Raw genomic sequence first — 20422 nt, forward strand, 5'->3', positions numbered from 1 at the left:
CCAACAAAGGCCCGTGAATGACAAAAAGCGACATGCGCCCCGTCTCGGGCTGGGATATTCCGCTGGCTCTGGTCCTGCTGACCCGCCTGCCCCTGCCCCGCCTGCCCGAACCCGTCTTTGAACGCCAGGCGCAGGCGGTCTGGGCGTTTCCCTTCGTCGGGTTGGTTCTGGGCGCTCTGGCCTGGCTGACCGGTGCCGCCGCGCTGGCGCTTGGCCTGCCTGCAACGCTGGCCGCTGCACTGGTGGTGATCGTGCTGGTAGCGAGCACCGGTGCGATGCATGAGGATGGGCTGGCCGATACGGTGGACGGGTTCTGGGGTGGGTTCACCCGCGAACGCCGGTTGGAGATCATGAAGGACAGCCATATCGGCACTTATGGTGTGCTGGCGCTGATCCTGTCTCTGCTGCTGCGCTGGGGGGCGATCGTGACCCTGATCGGCACGGGCGCGCTTGGGATGCTGCTGGCAGCGGCGATCTGGTCGCGCGCCCTGATGCCGGTGCTGATGGCCGCAATGCCAAATGCGCGCGGCGCAGGGTTGAGCCACGAGGTCGGCAGGCCCTCGGGGGCACGCGTTGCGTTGGGACTGGTGCTGGCGCTGGGACTGAGCGTGCTGATTGCAGGGGCCACCGCGCTGATCCCTGCGCTTATGTCAGCCCTTGTCGTGGCCGGGTTGGCGGCGCTGGCCAGGATCAAGATCGGCGGTCAGACCGGGGACGTTCTGGGCGCAGCCCAGCAGGTTGGCGAGATCACATTCCTGCTGGCGCTCAGCGCCACGGTCTAGCCCGCCCCGCCGGTCTCGATCTTGAGCAAACCGCCGCAATGTTTGCAATGCACCGCGTCCGGATCATGCCGGAACAGCCCGCAGCCCCGGCATTTGTGACGCACCTTCTGAGGCATGAAGATAGCCTGCGCCAGACGCACGAACAACGCCACGCCCACCACCATGATGAACACCGAAAACAGCTTGCCCGCAGGCGACGCCAATGTGATGTCTCCGAATCCGGTCGTGGTCAGTGTTGCCATGGTAAAATACAGCGCGTCGATATAAGGCGTCTGACTGTTTTCGGGGATGAAATAGACCAGCACGGCGGTCGAGGTTGCGAACACGAAGACCAGCAGGTTGACGGCGGCAATCACCGCGTCCTCATGAGTTCGGAAGAACTGGCTGTCGCGGCGCAGATCGTGCAGCAGGTGATAGGAATGGATCAGGCGCAGCGCCCGCAGGATGCGCAGAAACGCCAGATTGCCCTCAAGAAACGGATCCAGCAGCAACGATCCGATCACCACGATATCGGCGAGTGTGTAGATCTTGCGCAACAGCGCCCACCGGTCGCGCGCAATCCACAGCCGCGCCGCAAGATCCAACAGAATAATCAGCCCAACCAGCACGCTGGCCCGGGTCAGGCCGGGCCCATGTTCAAGCGGTGCGGTCGAGACGAAGAAAACAATGGTCGTCAGATCAAAGAGGATCAGCCCATATCGAAACCAGACCGACACCGGCCCCCTACCGATATAAAGCATGCGCACGAAACGCTTTAAGCCGGTCATTCTCATCCTCCGCAAGCGTTGGACAAGGATAAGCGCGGAAACCCGCATGACCGCAACCGCCAATGCATGAAAAAGGCCGCCCCAAAGGGCGGCCCCGATACGTTCAGACGATCACGGATCAGGCGGCGACGGCGCGCGAGGTCAGGACCTCGTCCACCTGCTTGGCAGCCAGAATCTCGTCACCGCCCGACACGGCGGCCACTTCGCGGATCAGACGTTCCAGCGCGGCCTCGTAGAGCTGACGCTCGGAATAGCTCTGCTCGCGCTGATCATCGGTGCGGTGCAGGTCGCGGACCACCTCGGCAATGGCGATCAGATCGCCCGAGTTGATCTTTTGCTCGTATTCCTGCGCCCGGCGCGACCACATGGCCCGCTTGACCTTGGCCTTGCCCTTGAGCGTGCGCATCGCCTGACTGATCACATCTGGCGAGCTGAGCGAGCGCAGACCGGATTCGGTGGCCTTGTTGGTGGGCACCCGCAGCGTCATCTTGTCTTTTTCGAACGAGATCACAAACAGCTCAAGCGCGTATCCCGCCACTTCCTGTTCTTCGATCGAAATGATCTGTCCCACGCCATGCGCCGGGTAGACAACATAGTCATTGGGGCGGAACTCGAGCTTCTTCGACTTCGACATACAGATCTTTCCTTTGCTTGCGTCGGGATGTTTCGACGTCAAAACACCACTCCGGGACCCTTCTTCAGGCTCCCGATTGGTGGAGATTGTGACGTTTTTCCTAGCTCCGAGGTGTGAGGTCCAGCGGAGTATATCCCGGTCATAACTTCAGTTGAGTTGTTAACTTACCATAATTTCGGGGAAATCGGAAGCGGACGTGAGGTCACAACCCCCCTGCCCCATATTTTTCAACAGCTTACGAAGCCAAGTTGAACTCTGAACCGGCCAGTTTGGTACAAATAGGACCGAATCACTTACCCGTTTTGCGATCAGCCGCCTTCGCCTGGTGCTTCCGAGAAATACTTGTCCAGCTTGCCCTCTTCGCCATCGCGCTCCTCGGCTTCGGGCAGTTGGTCTTTCTTGGTCACGATTACCGGCCAGGCTTCGGAATACTTGCGGTTGAACTCGACCCATTTTTCCATGTCCGGTTCGGTATCGGGGCGGATCGCATCGGCGGGGCATTCGGGTTCGCACACGCCGCAGTCGATGCATTCATCGGGGTGAATGACCAGCATGTTCTCGCCCTCGTAGAAACAGTCCACCGGGCACACCTCGACACAGTCGGTGTATTTGCAGGCAATGCAATTGTCGGTGACGATATAGGTCATGGTCCGTTTCCTACTGGCTCTTTGACCGGTTAGCTAATTCAGACCCGGCGACAGTTCAAGCCGCGATCAGGGGTCTTGCCTGCGAGAAAGGTCAAGTGATCGCCTTTCTTTCTTGGTGGGGCGACCTTTTCCCTCATAGGTGGGGTTTTGCGCCACCGTGTCCTTTGGTTCACTCAGATCCTGGTACAATTGTTGCGCCTCGGGCGCCGGGCCGCGCCGCGCGCCGATGGCCTCGATCCGGATCACCCGCACGTCGCGCGCCTGCGCAAAGGTCAGCACGTCACCGGGACCAACCGGTTGTGCGGGCTTTTCGGTGCGGGTGCCGTTGACCCGCACCTTGCCCCCCGCCACCAGTTTGGCGGCGAGGCTGCGGGTCTTGAAGAAGCGGGCGTGCCACAGCCATTTGTCCAGACGCTGCCGGGTGGGCGCCTCGGACATCGGCTGTTATTTGCCCTCTTTCAGGCCCATCAACGCTGCGGCAAAAGGATTGTCCGGGTCGATGGGTTTTTCGGATCTGGGCGGGCGCGACGAGAAGGTCTTGGCCCCCTGTTGCGGTTTGCCGCCCTTCTTGCCCTGCGGCTTGCCACGCGGTTTGCCCTGGGATTTACCCTGCGGCTTGTCCCCGCGCGGCGCTCCCCGGCCCTGTTTCTGATCCCGGCGCGGCCCGCGTCCTGCCTGGCGGTTGCGGCCCCAGGTGAAGGTGAAGAACACTTCGACCTCGGGTTCGGCAGGTGCAGCAGCCTCGGAGGCATCACCCTCAGCAATGGCCTCACCCGGTGTCTCTTCGGCTGCGGCCTCTTCGGGTTTTGCCTCGGTTGCGACGGCCTCGACAGGTTCCTCGGTTTGAGCAACCGGCGGCTCTGCCGGGCTGTCTTCGACTGAGGCCTCAGCGGTCCCGGTGGTCTCGGCGGGCGTCTCGGCTGCGCCGTCGGTCTCGGCAGGTGTTGCCTCGGCCACGGGTTGCGCTTTCACCTTCTCGCGCTCGCCGCGCTCGGCGTTATAGCCCAGCCCCTGCATCAGGTAGGCAAACTGTTCCAGCGTCATGCCGGTGATCGAGAGCATGTCGGGCTTGGCCTCGAACCCGCCCCGGCTGTCTTCGTTGCGCAGCATGTCGGCCAGACGTTCCAGCATGTCGATGCGGATCGCGCGTTCACCGGCGGTGCGGTAACCGCACATGGTGTCATAGCCCTTGGGCGCATCGGCATCGGCAGGCACGGTCACCAGACCGGGCGGTGGGGCGTCGGGGAACATCTGCAGCCCCTGGCTGAGCGACCACAGCACCAGACGCAGGCGCGTCGGCGCAGGCTTCAGCAGCAGCGGCATGAAGATGGTGAACTGGCCAAACCGGATGCCGTGCTTGCGCAGCGCGCCACGGGCGTCCTGATCCAGGTCCTTGACTTCCTGCGCCACCTGGGCGCGCGGGATGATGCCCAGTGCCTCGACCATGCGGAAGGCAAAGCCGCGCGCCAGCCCGGTCAGCTCTTCGTCGCGCGACAGATTCGCCAGCGGCTCGAACAGGGCCGCGACCTTGCGGTCGATGAAATGCTGCAACCGGCGCTGCACTTTCTGTTCCACATCCGGCCCGGCGGCCTCGTCGACAAACACCTCGACCTGCGGCTTCATCGGGTCGTCCCCGGCAACCAGCTTGCCGACGGCGTATTCGCCCCACATCAACCCGCCCTGATCTGTGAAATCAATCTCGGTATCGGGCGCGTTGTAGAACCGGTCGGCCCGCAGATGGAATTGCGGCGCGAGCGCCTGCAGCGAGGCGGTTTTCAACGCCTTCGCCTCAGCACCTTGCGCGCTTTTGTCCGGGCTGAACCGGAACCCTTCCAGACGGCCGACGAATTCGCCTTCGACGGTCACTTCACCTTTATCGTTCACTTCGGCCAAAAGGGCCTCCTTCTGTTTGAGCCGGCGCAGCAGCACAGATGTGCGCCGATCCACAAATCTCTGGGTCAGACGGTCATGCAAAGCATCCGACACCCTGTCTTCTACAGCGCGCGTTTCGTCACGCCAATGTGATTCGTCGGCAACCCAGCCGTTCCGCTGCGCGACATATGTCCACGTGCGGATATATGCCAACCGTTTCGACAATGTGTCGATGTCGCCATCGGTGCGGTCGATGCGCCGAATCTGGCGGGCCATGAAATCGTTCGGGATACCCCCGCGTTCATGCAAGTGGCCAAAAATGACCTCAAGCAGGCTGGCATGTTCGGCATGGCTGATACCCCGGAAATCCGGCACCCGGCACACGTCCCAGAGCAACCGAACCGAGGCGACATCACTGGCGCGGGCCATGACCTCGGTCTGTTGTGACAGCGTCTTGAGCGCCAGCAGATCATCAGCGGGGCGCGCCTTGAGCAGGGTGTCGTCCTGCGGGCCCTGTTCCAACGCGTCAATCAATGCCTCGACCGACCCGAAGCGCAGATCGGGATTGCGCCAGTTGAGCTTTTTCAGCGGCGTGAAGCGGCTGTCCATGATCGCCTGCGCCATGCCGTCGTCCAGCTTGGGGGCCTCGCCGGTGACGCCAAATGTGCCATCGGACATGCCGCGCCCGGCGCGACCCGCGATCTGGGCCAACTCGTTGGGGGCGAGCGGTCGCATCCGCCGCCCGTCGAACTTGCTGAGCGCGGAAAACGCCACATGGTCGATATCAAGGTTCAGCCCCATGCCGATGGCGTCGGTGGCCACCAGATAGTCGACCTCGCCATTCTGATAAAGCGCCACTTGCGCATTCCTTGTGCGCGGGCTGAGTGCGCCCATGACAACAGCGGCACCACCTTTCTGGCGGCGGATCAGTTCGGCAATGGCATAGACGTTGTCGACCGAGAACCCGACGATGGCGCTGCGCGCAGGCATCCGGCTGATCTTTTTCGAGCCGGAATAGACCAGCTGCGACATGCGATCACGGCGTACGAATTCCACCTCGGGCACCAGCGCCCGGATCGGGCCGCGCATGGTGTCAGCGCCCAGAAACAACGTCTCATGGGTGCCGCGCGACCGCATCAGGCGATCGGTGAAGACATGGCCGCGCTCGGGATCGGCGCAAAGCTGGATCTCGTCAATGGCGACGAAATCGGCCCCCATCCCTTCGGGCATCGCCTCGACGGTGCAGACCCAGTATTGCGCGCGCGGCGGCACGATCCGTTCCTCGCCGGTGACCAGCGCCACCACCGAGGGACCGCGCGCCGCCACGATGCGGTCAAAGACCTCGCGCGCCAGCAGGCGCAGCGGCAGGCCGATGACGCCAGTGCGATGCCCCAGCATCCGCTCGATCGCGTAATGCGTTTTGCCTGTGTTGGTCGGGCCAAGAACGGCCACGATCCGGGATGACCCGTTCACCTTCGCCCCCTGCCCGGTTCACCGGGCTTCAGAGTGACTGCCCCTCAACGTGGGATTGCAGCCGATTCATGGCAGTGGTTACTTGCTCGTGATGGGGATGTATAGCCAGCGCGCGCTCATAGGCCTGATAGGCCTGTTGCGGACGATCCAGCGCCTCGAAGATCAGCCCGAGCCCGAAGATCGCGTCATACTGGTTGGGGTTCAGCGCCAGCGCGCGTTCCAGATCCGCCACCGCCGGTCCGAGCAAATCGGCAGCGAAATAGGCCGACGCGCGGGCATGCCAGGCCTCGGCGAAATCCGGCGCGTGATCGGTCAGCGCCGTCAGATGCTCGATCGCCGCCTCAAGGTCATCCTCTTCAAGCGCGTCGCGCCCGCGCTGGAGCAGCAGATCCGCCGAGGCCGAGCCCGATTTCGACCACAGCGACTGCAATTGCCGGTTCAGGCGTCTTGCCTGCGACTCGTCGGCCAGCGCCAAAGCAGCCAGCAGCTGCGATTCGTCGTTGATATCGGCTTCCTGGGAATGTCCAGACCCGGAAAACATCACTATGACGAAGGTTGCCGCCACGATATCTTTGAGTATGGGGTATGCAATGTTCATAACACGGTCCACTGTAGCGTCGCCCGTCACAATGTCCAATCACCGCACGGGCGCAAGATAGAGGAAGACCATGAGCGAACTACTTGACCAGGCCGTCAGCGCCTTGAATGAAAAACTTGCCGGCGGGGCGTTTTCCGCGACCGCGAAATTCGATGTTGCCGATCTGGGCGCGATCATGCTGGACGGCAGCGGCGCCCGCGTTGGCGATGATGCGGCCGACGTGACCCTGCGCGCGGATGTCGACACATTCCAGCAGATCGTCGCTGGCGATCTGGATGCCACCGGTGCCTTCATGTCCGGCCGTTTGACCGTGGACGGAGATATGAGCCTGGCCATGCAGCTTGCATCGGTGCTGGCCTGATGAAAATGTCGCCGGCCCCCCTTTTTGAAGATGTGGCCGGCGGTCCGACCGGGGGTCTGGCCCATTGGCTGACCACTGCAGACAAGGTTTGCATCCGGATCGGGCATTGGCGGCCCGAGGGTGAGGCACAGGGCACCGTCCTGATGTTCCCCGGCCGCACCGAATATGTCGAGAAATATGGCGACGCGGCGCGCGAGTTCACCGCGCGGGGGTTTGCTTTTCTGGCCATCGACTGGCGTGGACAGGGGCTGGCCGACCGGCCGCTGGATGACCACCGCGTCGGCCATGTGGACCGCTTCGTGGATTACCAGCAGGACGTGAGGGCCGTGTTCGACGCCGCCGCCGCGCTGGACCTGCCGCGCCCCTATCACATTATCGGCCACTCGATGGGCGGGGCGATCGGCCTGCGCGCGCTCTATGAGGGTGCCACGGTTGCCAGCTGCGCCTTTACCGGCCCGATGTGGGGCATCTTCTTTACGCCGGTTATGAAGCCGCTGAGTTGGGTGACCGCCTATTGGGGGCCGAAAGTTGGTCTGGGCCACAAGATCCCGCCGACCACCACGCTGGACAGCTATGTCGCGTCGCAACCGTTCGAGGGCAACATCCTGACCCGTGATCCGGGCATGTTCGAGATGATGAAGGTCCAGCTGCGCGCGCATCCCGAATTGTCTCTGGGCGCGCCCTCGACCATCTGGCTGCGCGAGGCGCTGGATGAATGTCAGGATCTGGCCGAACGCCCCGCACCCGATACCCCTTGCATCGCGGTGCTTGGCAGCCACGAGCAGATCGTCGACCGCAAGGCGATCCGGGCGCGCATGGCAGGCTGGCCGAAGGGAGAGTTGATCGAAATTCCCGATGGCGAGCACGAAGTTCTTATGGAGCCGCCCGAGGTGCGCGGCCCGGTCTATGACCGGCTCGCCAGCTTCTTTGCCGCCAATGCGACCTGCCCGGCACTCAGCGCCTGAACTTTCCTTCATATTGCGCGCCGGGACCGCGATCCGACTTGTGATCGCCAGACCCGGCAACTAGATGTCGGGGAAAGCAGTTTGCGAGGCCCAGATGCTCAACCTTCCCTTTCCCGTTCGTGACGCAAATGCCGCCAGAGGCGCCGACAATCTCGGCGATCTGCCGGAATGGGATCTGAGCGATCTCTATACCGGCGAGGACGCGCCGGAACTGGCCCGCGATCTGGACTGGCTGGAAGGCGAATGTGCCGCCTTCGCCGCCGATTACGAGGGCAATCTGGGCGATCTGGATGCCGCAGGCCTGCTGACCTGCGTCGAGCGCAACGAGAAGATCAGCGCCATTGCCGGGCGCATCATGTCTTTCGCGGGCTTGCGCTATTACCAGCTGACCACCGATGCCGACCGGGCCAAGTTCATGTCGGACATGCAGGAGAAGATCACCATCTTCACCACGCCGCTGGTCTTCTTCACGCTGGAACTCAACCGGCTAGAGGATGACCACCTGGCAGCGCTGCTGGACCAAAACGCCGATCTGGCCCGCTACGCACCGGTCTTCCGCCGTATCCGGGCGATGAAACCCTATCAGCTGAGCGACGAACTTGAGAAATTCCTGCATGATCTGGGCGTTGTCGGCGACGCCTGGGAACGGCTGTTTGACGAGACGATTGCCGGGCTGACCTTCACCGTCGACGGCGAAGAATTGAACATCGAGGGCACGCTCAACCTGCTGACCGAACAGGACCGGGCCAAGCGCGAGGCGGCAAGCCGCGAGTTGGCGCGGGTCTTTGGCGAAAACATCAAGACCTTTGCCCGCGTCCACAACACCCAGTCCAAGGAAAAGGAAATCGTTGATCGCTGGCGCGGCATGCCGACCGCGCAGACTGGGCGGCACCTGTCCAACGATGTCGAACCCGAAGTGGTCGAGGCGCTGCGCGAAGCGGTTGTGGCCGCCTACCCCAAGCTCAGCCACCGCTATTACGAGCTCAAGCGCAAATGGCTGGGTCTGGACAAGATGCAGGTCTGGGACCGCAACGCGCCACTGCCGATGGAGGACACGAGCGTCGTCAACTGGGCGCAGGCCGAGAAAACGGTGATGGACGCCTATGCGGCCTTCGACCCGCGTATGGGTGAACTGGCCGCACCGTTCTTCTCGAAAGGCTGGATCGACGCCGCCGTGAAACCCGGCAAGGCGCCGGGTGCTTTTTCCCACCCCACTGTGACCGACGTGCATCCTTACGTGATGCTCAACTATCTGGGCAAGCCGCGCGACGTGATGACACTGGCCCATGAGCTGGGCCATGGCGTGCATCAGGTTCTGGCCGCCGATCAGGGTGAAATGCTGTCCTCGACCCCGCTCACGCTGGCCGAAACCGCGAGCGTGTTTGGCGAGATGCTGACCTTCCGCAAGATGCTGGATGTCGCTGAATCCCCCGAGCAGCGCAAAATCCTGCTGGCGGGCAAGGTCGAGGACATGATCAACACGGTGATCCGCCAGATCGCGTTTTATGATTTCGAATGCAAGCTGCACGCCGCACGCCGCGAAGGCGAGCTGACGCCGGACGACATCAACGCGCTCTGGATGTCGGTGCAGGCGGAATCGCTTGGCCCCGCATTCGAGTACATGGACGGGTATGAGACCTTCTGGGCCTATATCCCGCATTTCGTCCACTCGCCCTTCTACGTCTATGCCTATGCCTTTGGCGATGGCTTGGTGAATGCGCTCTACTCGGTCTATGCCGCTGGTGCGGAGGGGTTCGAAGAGAAATATTTCGACATGCTCAAAGCCGGTGGTTCGAAACACCACAAAGAGCTTCTGGCCCCGTTCGGCCTTGATGCCAGCGATCCCAAATTCTGGGACAAGGGGCTGAGCATGATCTCTGAGATGATCGACGAGCTGGAGGCGATGGAGGGCTGACCTCCATCGCGATTTCCGGCCCCTTGGAAAGGGGCCGGTTCAAACTCATTCACCCGTTGCAAAGCACATGAACAGACCGGCCCCACCAGTTTGCGTCAGAGCCTCTTGCGAGCATCCGCGCGAGTTATGCGCCGCGTTCCACGAGGTGTTCCCACCGCCATGGCGGTCATGGTGACCGACCGTGGCGCTGCCTTCGCCTGAACTGGTCCAGTTGCTGCAGGTCCGGTCGGCTTCCTCACGCGGGAAATAGGCGGTGCCGTCCGACATCGTCCCTGTCAGAATGTCATGCTCGTTTGGCGAATCCCCGCGCCCTTTCACCAGATTGCCGTTTTCGTCCAGCGCAGTGGATTTGACGATATTGGGGTTCAGATGCAGCGCGTCCAGATCGGTGGCGATCAGAACACCTTGCGCATTGTGCCAGGCCCCCGCCCCGATCCGGTCGCGCGCCGAAATACCGCGCTTGCCCTCTTCCTGCGTGCTCAGATAAGCCCGCCAGGTCTTGCCGGTTGTCCCCGCCGCCTCGGCAAGCTGGGTGCAATAGGCATCCGCCCCCTCAAGCCCGCCAAGATCACCGCCCTTGCCCATACCGACACTGGTGATGAAAAAGCTCATGCTGGTGTCTTGCGCGACGGCAGACGGGCCGGACATGCCCAGAACGGGAATGGCCAGCAGTGCCGCAGTAATGATTTTCTTCATGTCGAAATATCCTCTCTGTCGGTCCATGCCCGTCAAGCATATCCGGGGCGGGCCTCCACGTCTGCACCCGCTGTGGATGGGGCCGGATCACTTCAACTGGCTGTCCTTCGATCCGCGCCGGTTGATCCCCGCACGCGGTTTGAAGGACGCGTCGCGATCCTGCTGGCATTCGATGCACAGCTTGACGCCCGGTATCGCCTGTCGCCGCGCTTCGGGGATCGCTTCTTCGCAATCGGCGCAATGGGTCAGGCTGTCGCCAACGGGGCGTTTGGCGGCTTTCATCCGCGCCAGCTCATCGGAAATCGAAGCCTCGATCTGTTCGCTCACCGCGCCGTCGCGCGCCCATCCGCCCGCCATGTCAAACCTCCGTTGCAGGTCCGCTATCATAGCGGTTTTTGCGATCTCCGCCAACACCGCCCCGACCAACTCAACACCGGGCTTTCCATTGCGTCCTGTCCCGCTACGCTGGGCCTGTCACAGCAGGGAGAGAGGCAAGATGCTGAGGGTGCTGAAATGGGTGATCGGGCTTGTGATTGCAGCCGTGATGGTTGGTGCGATCGCGGTGTTTGGCTATGCGCCGGCCTATGTCGAGGCAAGCCGGAACAACGTGATCGAGCATGCGCCTTACCCGGTCTCCGGCCCGGCTGCCGCTCTGCATGAGACCCTGATCGTGGGCGACCTGCATGCCGATCCCCTGCTCTGGAGCCGTAATCTGACCCAGCGCAGCACGCGCGGTCAGGTCGACATCCCCCGACTGATCGAGGGCAATGTGGCGCTGCAGGTCTTCACCGCCGTCACCAAATCCCCCGCCGGTCAGAACTACGACCACAACGACTCAGAGGCCCGCGACAACATCACCCTTCTTGCCATCATTCAGCGTTGGCCCTTACGGACCTGGGACAGCTTGAAGGAACGCGCGATCTATCAGGCCGAGAAGCTGCACAGGGTCGAGGCCGACTCTGACGGCCGCCTGAAGATCATCAGGACACGTGCCGATCTGGACGCGGTTCTGGCCGCCAGGGCAAATGGCGAAGGGATCGTCGGCGGTATTCTGGGAATCGAGGGCACACATCCGCTTGAGGGGGACATGGCAAATCTCGACCCGATCTTTGATGCGGGGCATCGGGTCTATGGGTTGCAGCATTTCTTCGACAACGAAGCGGGCGGGTCATTGCATGGTCAGGAAGACAGCGGGCTGACCGATTTCGGGCGTGCACTGGTGGCGGAACTGGCGGCGCGGCCGGTGGTGATCGATCTGGCCCATTCCAGCCCGCAGGTTGCGCGCGATGTGATCGCGATGACCGACATACCGCTGATCGTCAGCCATACCGGGCTGCACAGCTTCTGCCCGGTCAAGCGGAACTACCCCGATGATCTGATGATCGAGATCGCCCGGACCGGCGGTGTAATCGGCATCGGCTACTGGGCCGATGTCACTTGTGGCGACATCACGCCCGCAGGCATCGCCAAGATGATCGTGGCGGCGGTGGAGGTTCTGGGCGAAGATCACGTGTCGCTGGGGTCCGATTTCGACGGCTCGGTCGAAACCGCCTTTGACACGTCGGAACTGGCCGCACTGACATCGGCCCTGATGGATCAGGGGCTGAATGAGGCGCAGATCCGCAAGGTGATGGGCGAGAACATGGTGCGCGTCTTGCGCGCGCGCCTGCAATGAGGGCGCAGAAACCGGTCGAACCCGCCCCGCTTTGCCGATAAGCAGGGCGGATGGACAAGACCGAGCCTTTCGAGATTTTTCTGGTGGTGACGCCGGGATTGGAACAAGCCCTGGCCGAGGAAGCGCACGCGCTTGGCTTTGACGCCCCCATCGTCTCGCCCGGCGGCGTGACCGTTCAGGGGCATTGGCCCGATGTCTGGCGCGCCAATCTATGGCTGCGCGGGGCCACCCGTGTGCTGGTGCGCATCGGGGCTTTTCGCGCCTTTCACCTCGCCCAGCTCGACAAACGGGCGCGCAAGTTTCCCTGGGTCGAGACCCTGCGCGCCGATGTCCCGGTCCGGGTCGAGGTGACTTGCCGCAAATCGAAAATCTACCACGCCAAGGCCGCCGCGCAACGGGTCGAGCGCGCCTTGTCAGAGGTATTGGGCGCAACGATCGACCCCAAGGCGGACCTGGCCGTAAAAGTCCGGATCGAGGATGACCTTTGCGCCATAAGCCTCGATACGTCCGGCGAAAGTCTGCACAAGCGGGGCCACAAACCCGCCGTCGGAAAGGCTCCGATGCGCGAAACCATGGCGGCGATGTTCCTGCATCAATGCGGTTTTGACGGCAGCGAACCGGTCTATGATCCGATGTGCGGCTCGGGCACGTTTGTGCTGGAGGCCGCAGAGATCGCGACCGGGCGCGCACCGGGCCGCTCGCGCAGTTTTGCATTTGAGAAACTGGCCAGCTTTGACGCCCAGGCCTGGGAGGAGATGCGCCGCTCCGAGACGCGCAACGCTACTGATCAGCGCTTTTATGGCTCGGACCGCAATGACGGCGCCATCGCCAACAGCATCCGCAATGCCAAGGCTGCGGGCATTGATGGTATCACCCGGTTTCACCGGGCCGCGATCAGCGATATCGCGCCGCCCGACGGGCCACCGGGCCTTGTGATCGTCAACCCACCTTACGGGGCACGGATCGGCAACAAGAAAGTCCTGTTCGGGCTGTACGGTGCCTTTGGGCAGGTGATGAAAGAGCGGTTCTCGGGCTGGCGCGTGGGCGTGATCACCAGCGATGGCGGGCTGGCGAAAGCCACCGGCCTGCCCTTTCTACCGTCCGGACCGCCGGTGGCCCATGGCGGGCTAAAGGTCAAACTCTACCAGACTTCGAAACTATGCTGAGGACCTGCTCAGACCTCCTGCTTCGGTAACCGGCGACAGGCCGCCGATCACGGTTTCGTGTAGCGCTCACCTCTGATCCATGACGCCTGCAGCGCCGTAACCCTGTCATCTTCCCAAAGCAAAGACATGCCACTCACACGCGGCCGGTCATCAGCTGGGAAGCAATTAACAGGGTTGGAGGTTCCCAGACATGGACGCGACACAAACACTGACCGGGATTGTACTGAACAGCGGTGCGCCCGGCACATTCGACAATAACAACGGCGATTTCGATCTGCTGCGTGAGGCGGTGATCACCGCCGGGCTGGCAGATGATCTGGACAGCGATGCCGCATCACTGACCGTCTTCGCCCCCACTGATGTCGCCTTTATCGGGCTGGCGCAGGCGCTTGGCTATGGCGGGTCGGACGAGGCCGGATCGCTGGCCCATATCGTCGATGCGCTGACATTGCTTGGTGGCGGCAACCCCCTCCCGCTGCTGACGGATGTTCTGACCTATCACGTGGTCAACGGCGCTTTTGACCTGGAGGCCGTGGCCGGGCTGGGCAACGGGGCAGAGATCGGCACGCTGCAAGGCGGCTCGGTGACGCTGAACCTCGAAAGCGTTCCACCCAGCCTGGGTGATGCCGATGACGGCATCGCCGATCCCGGCCTGATCGCCTTCGACATCACGGCCACAAACGGCATTGTTCACGTGCTGGATGGCGTTCTGCTGCCGGTCTCGGTGACCGGCATCCTGTCCCGGCCCAATACCGATTTCATTCTGGATGATGACGGCAGTTCTTTCAACTTCACCGGCCGGGGAAACGACTTCATCGACGGCAATGGCGGGCGTGACATCATCTGGGCCGGCAAAGGTCATGATATCGTGCTTGGCGGAACCGGCAACGATGTCATCGGTGGCGGTTGGGGCAAGGATATTCTGCGGGGTGATGAGGGCCACGACAAAATATTCGGCGGGCGCGGCAACGATGTTATCGATGGCGGGGATGGCAATGACTACATGCTCGGCGGTTGGGGCAAAGATATCTTTGTCTTTGAAAACGGCGATGATCGCGACACGATCCTGGATTTCCGCGTTGGCCGCGACAAGATCGACCTGACCGGCTATGAGGGCATCCACGATTTTCACGACATCGCAGACGACATCAGCGGCCGGTTCTTCCGGACCGTGATCGATCTGGACGATGGCGATCGGCTCAGCCTGATTGGCGTGCGCGCCCATCAACTGGACGCGGACGATTTCCTGTTCGCCTGATTCCAGGACCTGAAACGAGAACAGCCCGCCGGGATCGGCGGGCTGTATTTTGCATCGGTACAGCGTGTCAGGCGGTGGCGAGCATGCCCTTGTTACGGGCCAGTTCGCGCATCTTCTTCTGCAGCTTCTCAAAGGCGCGCACCTCGATCTGACGAATGCGTTCGCGGCTGACATTGTACTGGCCGCTCAGCTCTTCCAGCGTGACCGGCTGGTCCATCAGGCGGCGTTGCGTCAGAATGTCCTTTTCCCGGTCGTTCAGAACCGAAAGCGCCTCGGACAACAATTCACGCCGCGCCTCAAGTTCATCGCGCGCCTCGTAATCGCCAGCCTGATCGGCATCCTCATCCTCCAGCCAGTCCTGCCATTGCATCGTGCCTTCGCCTTCGGAACCGACCGTGGCGTTCAACGAGGCGTCACCACCGGACATGCGCCGGTTCATGCTGACCACTTCGTCTTCGGTCACACCCAGGTCAGTGGCGATCCGAGCAACATTTTCGGGTCGCAAATCACCTTCTTCCAGCGCGCCGATGCGAGCCTTCGCTTTGCGCAGGTTGAAGAACAGTTTCTTCTGCGCCGAGGTGGTGCCCAGTTTTACCATCGACCACGAGCGCAGGACGTATTCCTGGATCGAGGCCCGAATCCACCACATCGCATAGGTCGCCAGGCGAAAGCCCTTTTCGGGGTCAAACTTCTTGACCGCCTGCATCAGGCCCACATTGGCCTCCGAGATCACCTCGGCCTGTGGCAACCCATAGCCGCGATAGCCCATCGCGATCTTGGCCGCGAGGCGCAGATGCGAGGTCACCATCTTGTGGGCGGATTCGGTATCCTGCTCTTCGACCCAACGCTTGGCGAGCATGTATTCCTCTTCCGGTTCCAGCAGGGGAAACTTGCGAATCTCCTGCATATAGCGGTTCAGACCGCCTTCGGGCGTGGGTGCGGGAAGATTTGCGTAATTCGACATATCCGTTGTCCCTCCGGAATAATGTTTAGCCTCTTAACATACCATATGGGTCACGTATGCTGCCCATTCAAGAGGGTGCTACCAGTTTCCGATTAACTTACTGTTAAGGAAAGGTGACAACGCGGTTCTCACGGTGTTTTGCTCACTTTGAGAGCGGCGCGCGCAAGACTTCGGCCAATTGCGCCATATCTTCGGGCATTTCGGCCTCAAAGCGCTTTTTTTCACCGCTTACAGGATGGTTGAACCCCAGGACCGCCGCATGCAGCGCCTGCCTGGGAAAGTCTTGCACGGCTTGCTGCGCCTGTTCCGGCAGCGCCTTGGCGGCAAGTTTCCGCCGCCCGCCATAGACCGGATCGCCAATCAGCCCGTGCCCCGCATGCGCCATATGCACGCGAATCTGATGGGTACGGCCGGTCTCCAGCCAACATTCCACCAGCGCCGCCACGGAGGGCTGCCCGAAACGCTCGATCACCCGTGCGCGGGTTACCGCATGCCGCCCGCCATGAAAGGTGACCGCCTGCTTCTGACGATCGGTTTTGTGGCGGGCCAGCTGCGTGGTCATCCGCAGGATATTGCCCGCCTCGAAACTGGCGCCTTTGACGCCGCGCAATCGCGGGTCGCTGGCCTCGGGCACGCCGTAGCAAAGCGCCTGATAATAGCGCTCAACGCTATGCGCCTCGAACTGCGCCGCCAGCCCCTGATGCGCCGCGTCGGACTTGGCAACCACCAGCAAGCCGCTGGTTTCCTTGTCGATCCGATGCACGATGCCCGGCCGCTTGACCCCGCCCACGCCTGACAGCGCATCACCACAATGATGCAGCAAAGCATTGACCAATGTGCCGCTGGGCGAGCCAGGTGCGGGATGCACCACCATACCTGCGGGCTTGTTCACCACGATCAGGTCATCATCTTCCCAGATCACGTTGAGCTCGATCGCCTCAGGTCCGATATGACTGTCCCCGGCGGCCTCGACCGTGATCGCAATCACCGCCCCCTCCGCAACACGCGCCTTGGCATCGGTGGTGACAGTTCCGTCCACGCGCACCGCCCCCTCGGTGATCAGCCGCGCCAGTCTTGTGCGCGACAGGGCCGCCTCGTCTGGCACATCCCGCGAAAGCGCCTTATCAAGGCGGGGCGGTGGTGCTACCGCGATCACGAAGTCAATCTGGCGGGTGCCCATGTCTGTTCCTTCCGAACCCGAGATACCGCAGGAAACGCCGCAGCTCAGGCTGCTCAGACGGATGGTCATGGCGTTGACGGCAGTGATGATCGGCGGGGTTCTACTGACATTCGCACTGATAGTCATCCGCCTGAGTGACCGCACCCCCACTTTGCCCGAAGAGGTCGAACTGCCCGACGGCGCGCGCGCGCAGGCCGTCACCATAGGCCCGAACTGGTATGCGGTCGTCACCGACGACAACCGCATCCTTATCTTCGACAAGATCACCGGCAAATTGCGCCAGACGATCGAGGTCGAGTGACCCTCCCCTGAGGCTTATTTGGTCGCCCGCCCGTTCACTGGTCACAATTCGGCGCTCGGGTCGATCAGACCTTCCTGCAGGGCGAAGGCAATCAGCTGCGCGACAGAGTGCACGTTCAGCTTCTGCATCAGGTTGGTCCGGTGCCGATCAACGGTTTTCGGGCTGATGCCCAACAGTTCGGCCATCTCCTTGTTCCTGCGTCCGGCGACGATGAGATTGAGCGTCTGACGTTCCCGGTCTGTCAGTGACACACCCTCCGGCGCGGCGTCCAGCAGGCCCAGGATATGGTCCGAGACGTGTCGCCCTCCGCGCAGGATGAGGGGCAAGGCACGGTAAAGTTCGGCGTTCTCGGTGGCCTTTGAGAACAACCCGTCCACGCCGGTATCCAGCAATTCGGAGATTTTCCCGATCGCGCAGATGCCGGTCAGCACGACGATCTTTGTGTCCGGCGACCAACGGCGCGTTTCCAGAACAACCTCGGTCCCCCCTGCCAGCGGCATCTGCACGTCCAGCAGCAGCAGATGCGGTTTGTGCACCCGCACCGCCGCGATGGCTTCCAATCCGTTCACAGCCTCTGCAGCCACGTTCAGACCACCCGGTTCGATCAGACCTGGTGTTTCAAGCGCTGCACGCAGTCCGGAACGGACAATGGCATGATCGTCAGCGATGATTGCGGTAAATGTTCTCAAAATACGGTACCTGACCTTCAGCCTGCTCGCGGAAAACTGACGGAGACACGCAGTCGTTGTCAACCGAATGTGGCGTCCCTAAGCTCGGTGCTTATGGATTGGGTAAGCCATCTTCGGACTGGGGTTTTCCTGTTGAGCGGCGCGGCACTCGTGCCGGTCGGCGCGACGGCACAGTCGCCCGGCCTCGATCCGACCCCCGCAGAGATTGATGCGTTCCTGGCTGCGGATGCCAACAAGGATGCACTGCTGCAATTGTCCGAGTTCAAGACTTTCGTCAGGCTGATGGCGGATGCCGGGCAGCCCACGGCCAGACAGGTCCGCATGTTTGCCGCCTATCGCTTCGCCTTCAGGATCACGGACAAGAACAGGGATCGTGTTGTCAGCCCCGACGAATTGCGCGCCGCCGATGATGCACATCAGCGTGGCGAGGGGGCGGGCCACAACTGAGGTCGATCCCCCATTTTCACGGTCAACGCCTTGTCACGGCGCGGGATTATCCGTCTGATGGAACGATCCTTGCCCGGAGTGTTTTACGATGCGTCCCAGCCCGAACATCGCGACCGGCCTGATCGCATTGTTGCTGTCAATCTGGGCTGCCGCCTCCACCGCTCTTGATCTGGAGAGCGATGCGGCGGTGATCGATCTTGTGCCGCATATGGTGTTTGCCCATGGCACCGCCGCAGAACCGGACGCCATGCTGGCGGCCTACCGCGCCGGGCAATTCGCCCACGACGTGCCGCTGAAGCGCTTCGAAGGTGATCATGCCGCCGAATTGTGGGGGGCGGTCGAGATCACATCGCCTACGGAAATTTTCCGCAGGGTTGTCGTAGGCGTGCCGATGATCGGCGAAGTCGATGTCTACGCCTATGGCGAAGGCCCGGCGGATCACATCCTGAGCTATTCGATGTTCCGGCACTTTCAGACAGACCAGCATGCAGGCGCGCGGCTGCAATCACGCAGCCTCAACCTGCCCGCCGGGGCAACGCAAACCTTGCTTGTTCATTTCAAGTTCGGCCCGGTTCAGACCCTGGATCTCAGCCTCGAGAGCGAGGCGTATCTGGCCCGGAGCATCACTCGGGAGGTCGCGGTTCAGGCGGCGTTTTATGCCTTTGCGCTGGCCGCGATCTGCGTGTTCCTTACCTTTTTTGCAGCGTTGCGCGACGGCATGAGCTTGCTCTACGCCCTGCTTTTCCTGACGGGACTCGCGTTTTTGGCCTATATGGACGGCCTGCTTTTCCGGCTCCTTTACCCCAACACCCCGCAAATCCAGTCGGCGCTCGGGTTTTTTCTGTTCCTGGCCATATCGGGTTTTGGCTTCATTCTAGCCGGTATCGGGTTTCGCCACAGCGCCGCTTTCTTGGCCGCGCGGCTGTGCTGGGGTCTGGCCGGGGCAAGCGTGGCGGTCTACGTCTTTTCACTGCTGGCGCCGGGTCCGATTGCAGCGGTTCTTGCAAATACCCTGCTGATCGGGATGTGCGTTGCGGTGGCCCTCGGCACGCGTCTTCCCCCTGGAAAGGCCACGCTCAGCCGTCGTTTGGCACGCGGTCTGAGCCTTGCTGTGCTGGGCGGTGTGCTGATTTTGCTTGCACCCCTCATCGTCCCCGCAATTCCGGCACTTTTCGGGCTGCTCGCAACGTCCAAGCTGCTCTATCTGGTGCTCATCCTTGGCGGGTTGACCAACCTCACGGCGCAGATCCTTGCGGTGCGACAGGCGCAGGACGAGGCGCAGCAGGCCGAAATGGCGGCTCTTACACGGGAGGCCAAGCTCAGCCGGGAGCTTGCCGGATCAGAAAAGAACTATGCCAAGGCACAGGCGCTTGCAGCGCAGCGGCAGAGGACACTTGCAACCGCCGCGCATGACATTCGCCAGCCGGTTCAATCCCTGCGCCTCAGACTCGACAGCCTCGCCGGCACGGTGTCGCAAGACACCGAGGAGCGTCTGCGCGAAGCCCTGGATTACCTTGACTCCCTGACCTCGAATTACATGGAAAATGGCAGCCTTGACGCGGACGCTGAAGACGACCCGCCTGTCGATGAGATTTATGACGTCTCGATGATCTTGGAATCCGTTCAACGTATGTTTACCCCCGAAGCCGCCAGGAAGGGCCTCGAGCTCCGCATCGTTGAAACCGCGCAACGTACGAACCTGCCCGCCGCGCCGCTGATGCGCATTGTCTGCAATCTTGTGGTCAACGCGATCAAGCATTCGCAGCAGGGCGGCTTGGTGCTGGGTTTGCGACGTCGTGCGGGCGGCATATGGCTTTGTGTGGCCGACACCGGCCCGGGCTTCACCCCGGAGGAATTCGAGCGTTACAAGAATCATGGCGCGAAAACCGAAGGCTCTGACGGGCACGGGTTCGGGCTTGCCGTCTGCGCCCAACTGGCCGAAGAGCTTGGGATCAGTCTGATCGCAGACTCGGTTCCAGGCCGGGGAACACTTTTCTATTTGCGCCTGCCAGCGATCTAATTGGGGGATCGA

Annotated in this window: 21 protein-coding genes; 10 read left to right on the forward strand and 11 right to left on the reverse strand. The window is 62.1% G+C overall.

Annotated features, from left to right (window positions below):
• Positions 1 to 17: 17 nt before the first annotated feature.
• Complete coding sequence (cobS, locus tag M3P21_RS01675; protein WP_249706264.1) at positions 18 to 782, forward strand: adenosylcobinamide-GDP ribazoletransferase; 765 nt, start codon at positions 18 to 20, stop codon at positions 780 to 782.
• Here the strand turns inward: cobS and M3P21_RS01680 are convergent.
• The 6 genes from M3P21_RS01680 to M3P21_RS01705 all read right to left on the reverse strand — a co-directional run bounded on the left by M3P21_RS01680 (position 779) and on the right by M3P21_RS01705 (position 6773).
• The gene (locus M3P21_RS01680) at positions 779 to 1549 is read right to left on the reverse strand and encodes a potassium channel family protein (RefSeq protein ID WP_249706266.1); all 771 of its coding nucleotides are present in this window, start codon (positions 1547 to 1549) and stop codon (positions 779 to 781) included. The two genes, cobS and M3P21_RS01680, sit on opposite strands and share 4 nt — an antisense overlap.
• Before the next feature lie 118 nt (positions 1550 to 1667).
• A complete protein-coding gene (locus tag M3P21_RS01685; protein ID WP_249706268.1) occupies positions 1668 to 2183 on the reverse strand; it encodes a CarD family transcriptional regulator in 516 nt (171 codons plus the stop codon).
• Between the two features lie 308 nt (positions 2184 to 2491).
• Positions 2492 to 2830 carry a ferredoxin FdxA gene (gene fdxA, locus M3P21_RS01690; RefSeq protein WP_249706270.1) on the reverse strand — a complete coding sequence of 113 codons (339 nt, stop codon included), beginning with the start codon at positions 2828 to 2830 and terminating at the stop codon, positions 2492 to 2494.
• 66 nt (positions 2831 to 2896) lie between these two features.
• Entirely contained in the window at positions 2897 to 3268 is a 372-nt protein-coding gene (locus tag M3P21_RS01695; RefSeq protein WP_249706272.1) for an RNA-binding S4 domain-containing protein, read from the reverse strand.
• A gap of 6 nt (positions 3269 to 3274) precedes the next feature.
• Positions 3275 to 6175: a helicase-related protein gene (locus M3P21_RS01700; RefSeq protein WP_249706274.1), complete on the reverse strand. Its 2901-nt coding sequence runs from the start codon at positions 6173 to 6175 to the stop codon at positions 3275 to 3277.
• A 28-nt stretch (positions 6176 to 6203) separates the two neighbouring features.
• Positions 6204 to 6773 carry a tetratricopeptide repeat protein gene (locus tag M3P21_RS01705; protein ID WP_249706275.1) on the reverse strand — a complete coding sequence of 190 codons (570 nt, stop codon included), beginning with the start codon at positions 6771 to 6773 and terminating at the stop codon, positions 6204 to 6206.
• A gap of 70 nt (positions 6774 to 6843) precedes the next feature.
• Between M3P21_RS01705 and M3P21_RS01710 the strand changes: the two genes are divergently transcribed.
• From M3P21_RS01710 to M3P21_RS01720, 3 genes are all read left to right on the forward strand, one after another.
• Positions 6844 to 7134, forward strand: coding sequence for an SCP2 sterol-binding domain-containing protein (locus M3P21_RS01710; RefSeq protein WP_249706276.1), 291 nt, complete (start codon positions 6844 to 6846; stop codon positions 7132 to 7134).
• Positions 7134 to 8099 (forward strand): alpha/beta hydrolase, encoded by a 966-nt coding sequence (locus tag M3P21_RS01715; RefSeq protein WP_249706277.1) that lies wholly within the window; start codon positions 7134 to 7136, stop codon positions 8097 to 8099. The genes M3P21_RS01710 and M3P21_RS01715 overlap by 1 nt, the downstream gene beginning before the upstream one ends.
• A gap of 94 nt (positions 8100 to 8193) precedes the next feature.
• On the forward strand, positions 8194 to 10014 hold the full coding sequence (locus M3P21_RS01720) for a M3 family oligoendopeptidase (RefSeq protein ID WP_249706278.1): 1821 nt from the start codon (positions 8194 to 8196) through the stop codon (positions 10012 to 10014).
• 45 nt (positions 10015 to 10059) lie between these two features.
• Here M3P21_RS01720 and M3P21_RS01725 read toward each other — a convergent pair whose 3' ends face one another.
• A complete protein-coding gene (locus tag M3P21_RS01725) occupies positions 10060 to 10710 on the reverse strand; it encodes a hypothetical protein (RefSeq protein ID WP_249706279.1) in 651 nt (216 codons plus the stop codon).
• A gap of 87 nt (positions 10711 to 10797) precedes the next feature.
• Complete coding sequence (locus M3P21_RS01730) at positions 10798 to 11067, reverse strand: DksA/TraR family C4-type zinc finger protein (protein ID WP_249706280.1); 270 nt, start codon at positions 11065 to 11067, stop codon at positions 10798 to 10800.
• 139 nt (positions 11068 to 11206) lie between these two features.
• On the opposite strand from M3P21_RS01730, the gene M3P21_RS01735 reads away from it, so the two are divergent.
• The 3 genes from M3P21_RS01735 (at position 11207) to M3P21_RS01745 (ending at position 14809) form a co-directional block, all read left to right on the forward strand.
• Positions 11207 to 12385, forward strand: a complete 1179-nt coding sequence (locus M3P21_RS01735; protein ID WP_249706281.1) for a dipeptidase — start codon at positions 11207 to 11209, stop codon at positions 12383 to 12385.
• 50 nt (positions 12386 to 12435) lie between these two features.
• On the forward strand, positions 12436 to 13551 hold the full coding sequence (locus M3P21_RS01740) for a THUMP domain-containing class I SAM-dependent RNA methyltransferase (RefSeq protein WP_249706282.1): 1116 nt from the start codon (positions 12436 to 12438) through the stop codon (positions 13549 to 13551).
• A 190-nt stretch (positions 13552 to 13741) separates the two neighbouring features.
• Positions 13742 to 14809 (forward strand): fasciclin domain-containing protein, encoded by a 1068-nt coding sequence (locus M3P21_RS01745; RefSeq protein ID WP_249706284.1) that lies wholly within the window; start codon positions 13742 to 13744, stop codon positions 14807 to 14809.
• Between the two features lie 67 nt (positions 14810 to 14876).
• Here the strand turns inward: M3P21_RS01745 and rpoH are convergent, their stop codons facing one another.
• Both rpoH and M3P21_RS01755 read right to left on the reverse strand, forming a co-directional pair.
• Positions 14877 to 15773, reverse strand: coding sequence for an RNA polymerase sigma factor RpoH (gene rpoH, locus M3P21_RS01750; RefSeq protein ID WP_249706286.1), 897 nt, complete (start codon positions 15771 to 15773; stop codon positions 14877 to 14879).
• A gap of 142 nt (positions 15774 to 15915) precedes the next feature.
• A complete protein-coding gene (locus M3P21_RS01755; RefSeq protein ID WP_249706288.1) occupies positions 15916 to 16953 on the reverse strand; it encodes an RluA family pseudouridine synthase in 1038 nt (345 codons plus the stop codon).
• On the opposite strand from M3P21_RS01755, the gene M3P21_RS01760 reads away from it, so the two are divergent.
• Entirely contained in the window at positions 16952 to 17254 is a 303-nt protein-coding gene (locus tag M3P21_RS01760) for a DUF6476 family protein (RefSeq protein ID WP_249706290.1), read from the forward strand. The genes M3P21_RS01755 and M3P21_RS01760 overlap by 2 nt on opposite strands.
• 41 nt (positions 17255 to 17295) lie before the next feature.
• Here M3P21_RS01760 and M3P21_RS01765 read toward each other — a convergent pair whose 3' ends face one another.
• Positions 17296 to 17943: a LuxR C-terminal-related transcriptional regulator gene (locus M3P21_RS01765; RefSeq protein WP_249706292.1), complete on the reverse strand. Its 648-nt coding sequence runs from the start codon at positions 17941 to 17943 to the stop codon at positions 17296 to 17298.
• 132 nt (positions 17944 to 18075) lie between these two features.
• Between M3P21_RS01765 and M3P21_RS01770 the strand changes: the two genes are divergently transcribed.
• Both M3P21_RS01770 and M3P21_RS01775 read left to right on the forward strand, forming a co-directional pair.
• Positions 18076 to 18390, forward strand: a complete 315-nt coding sequence (locus tag M3P21_RS01770) for an EF-hand domain-containing protein (protein ID WP_249706294.1) — start codon at positions 18076 to 18078, stop codon at positions 18388 to 18390.
• A gap of 88 nt (positions 18391 to 18478) precedes the next feature.
• Positions 18479 to 20410: a sensor histidine kinase gene (locus M3P21_RS01775; RefSeq protein WP_249706296.1), complete on the forward strand. Its 1932-nt coding sequence runs from the start codon at positions 18479 to 18481 to the stop codon at positions 20408 to 20410.
• Positions 20411 to 20422: the final 12 nt, after the last annotated feature.

This window comes from Ruegeria spongiae (assembly GCF_023502395.1).
GTDB lineage: Bacteria > Pseudomonadota > Alphaproteobacteria > Rhodobacterales > Rhodobacteraceae > Ruegeria_C > Ruegeria_C spongiae.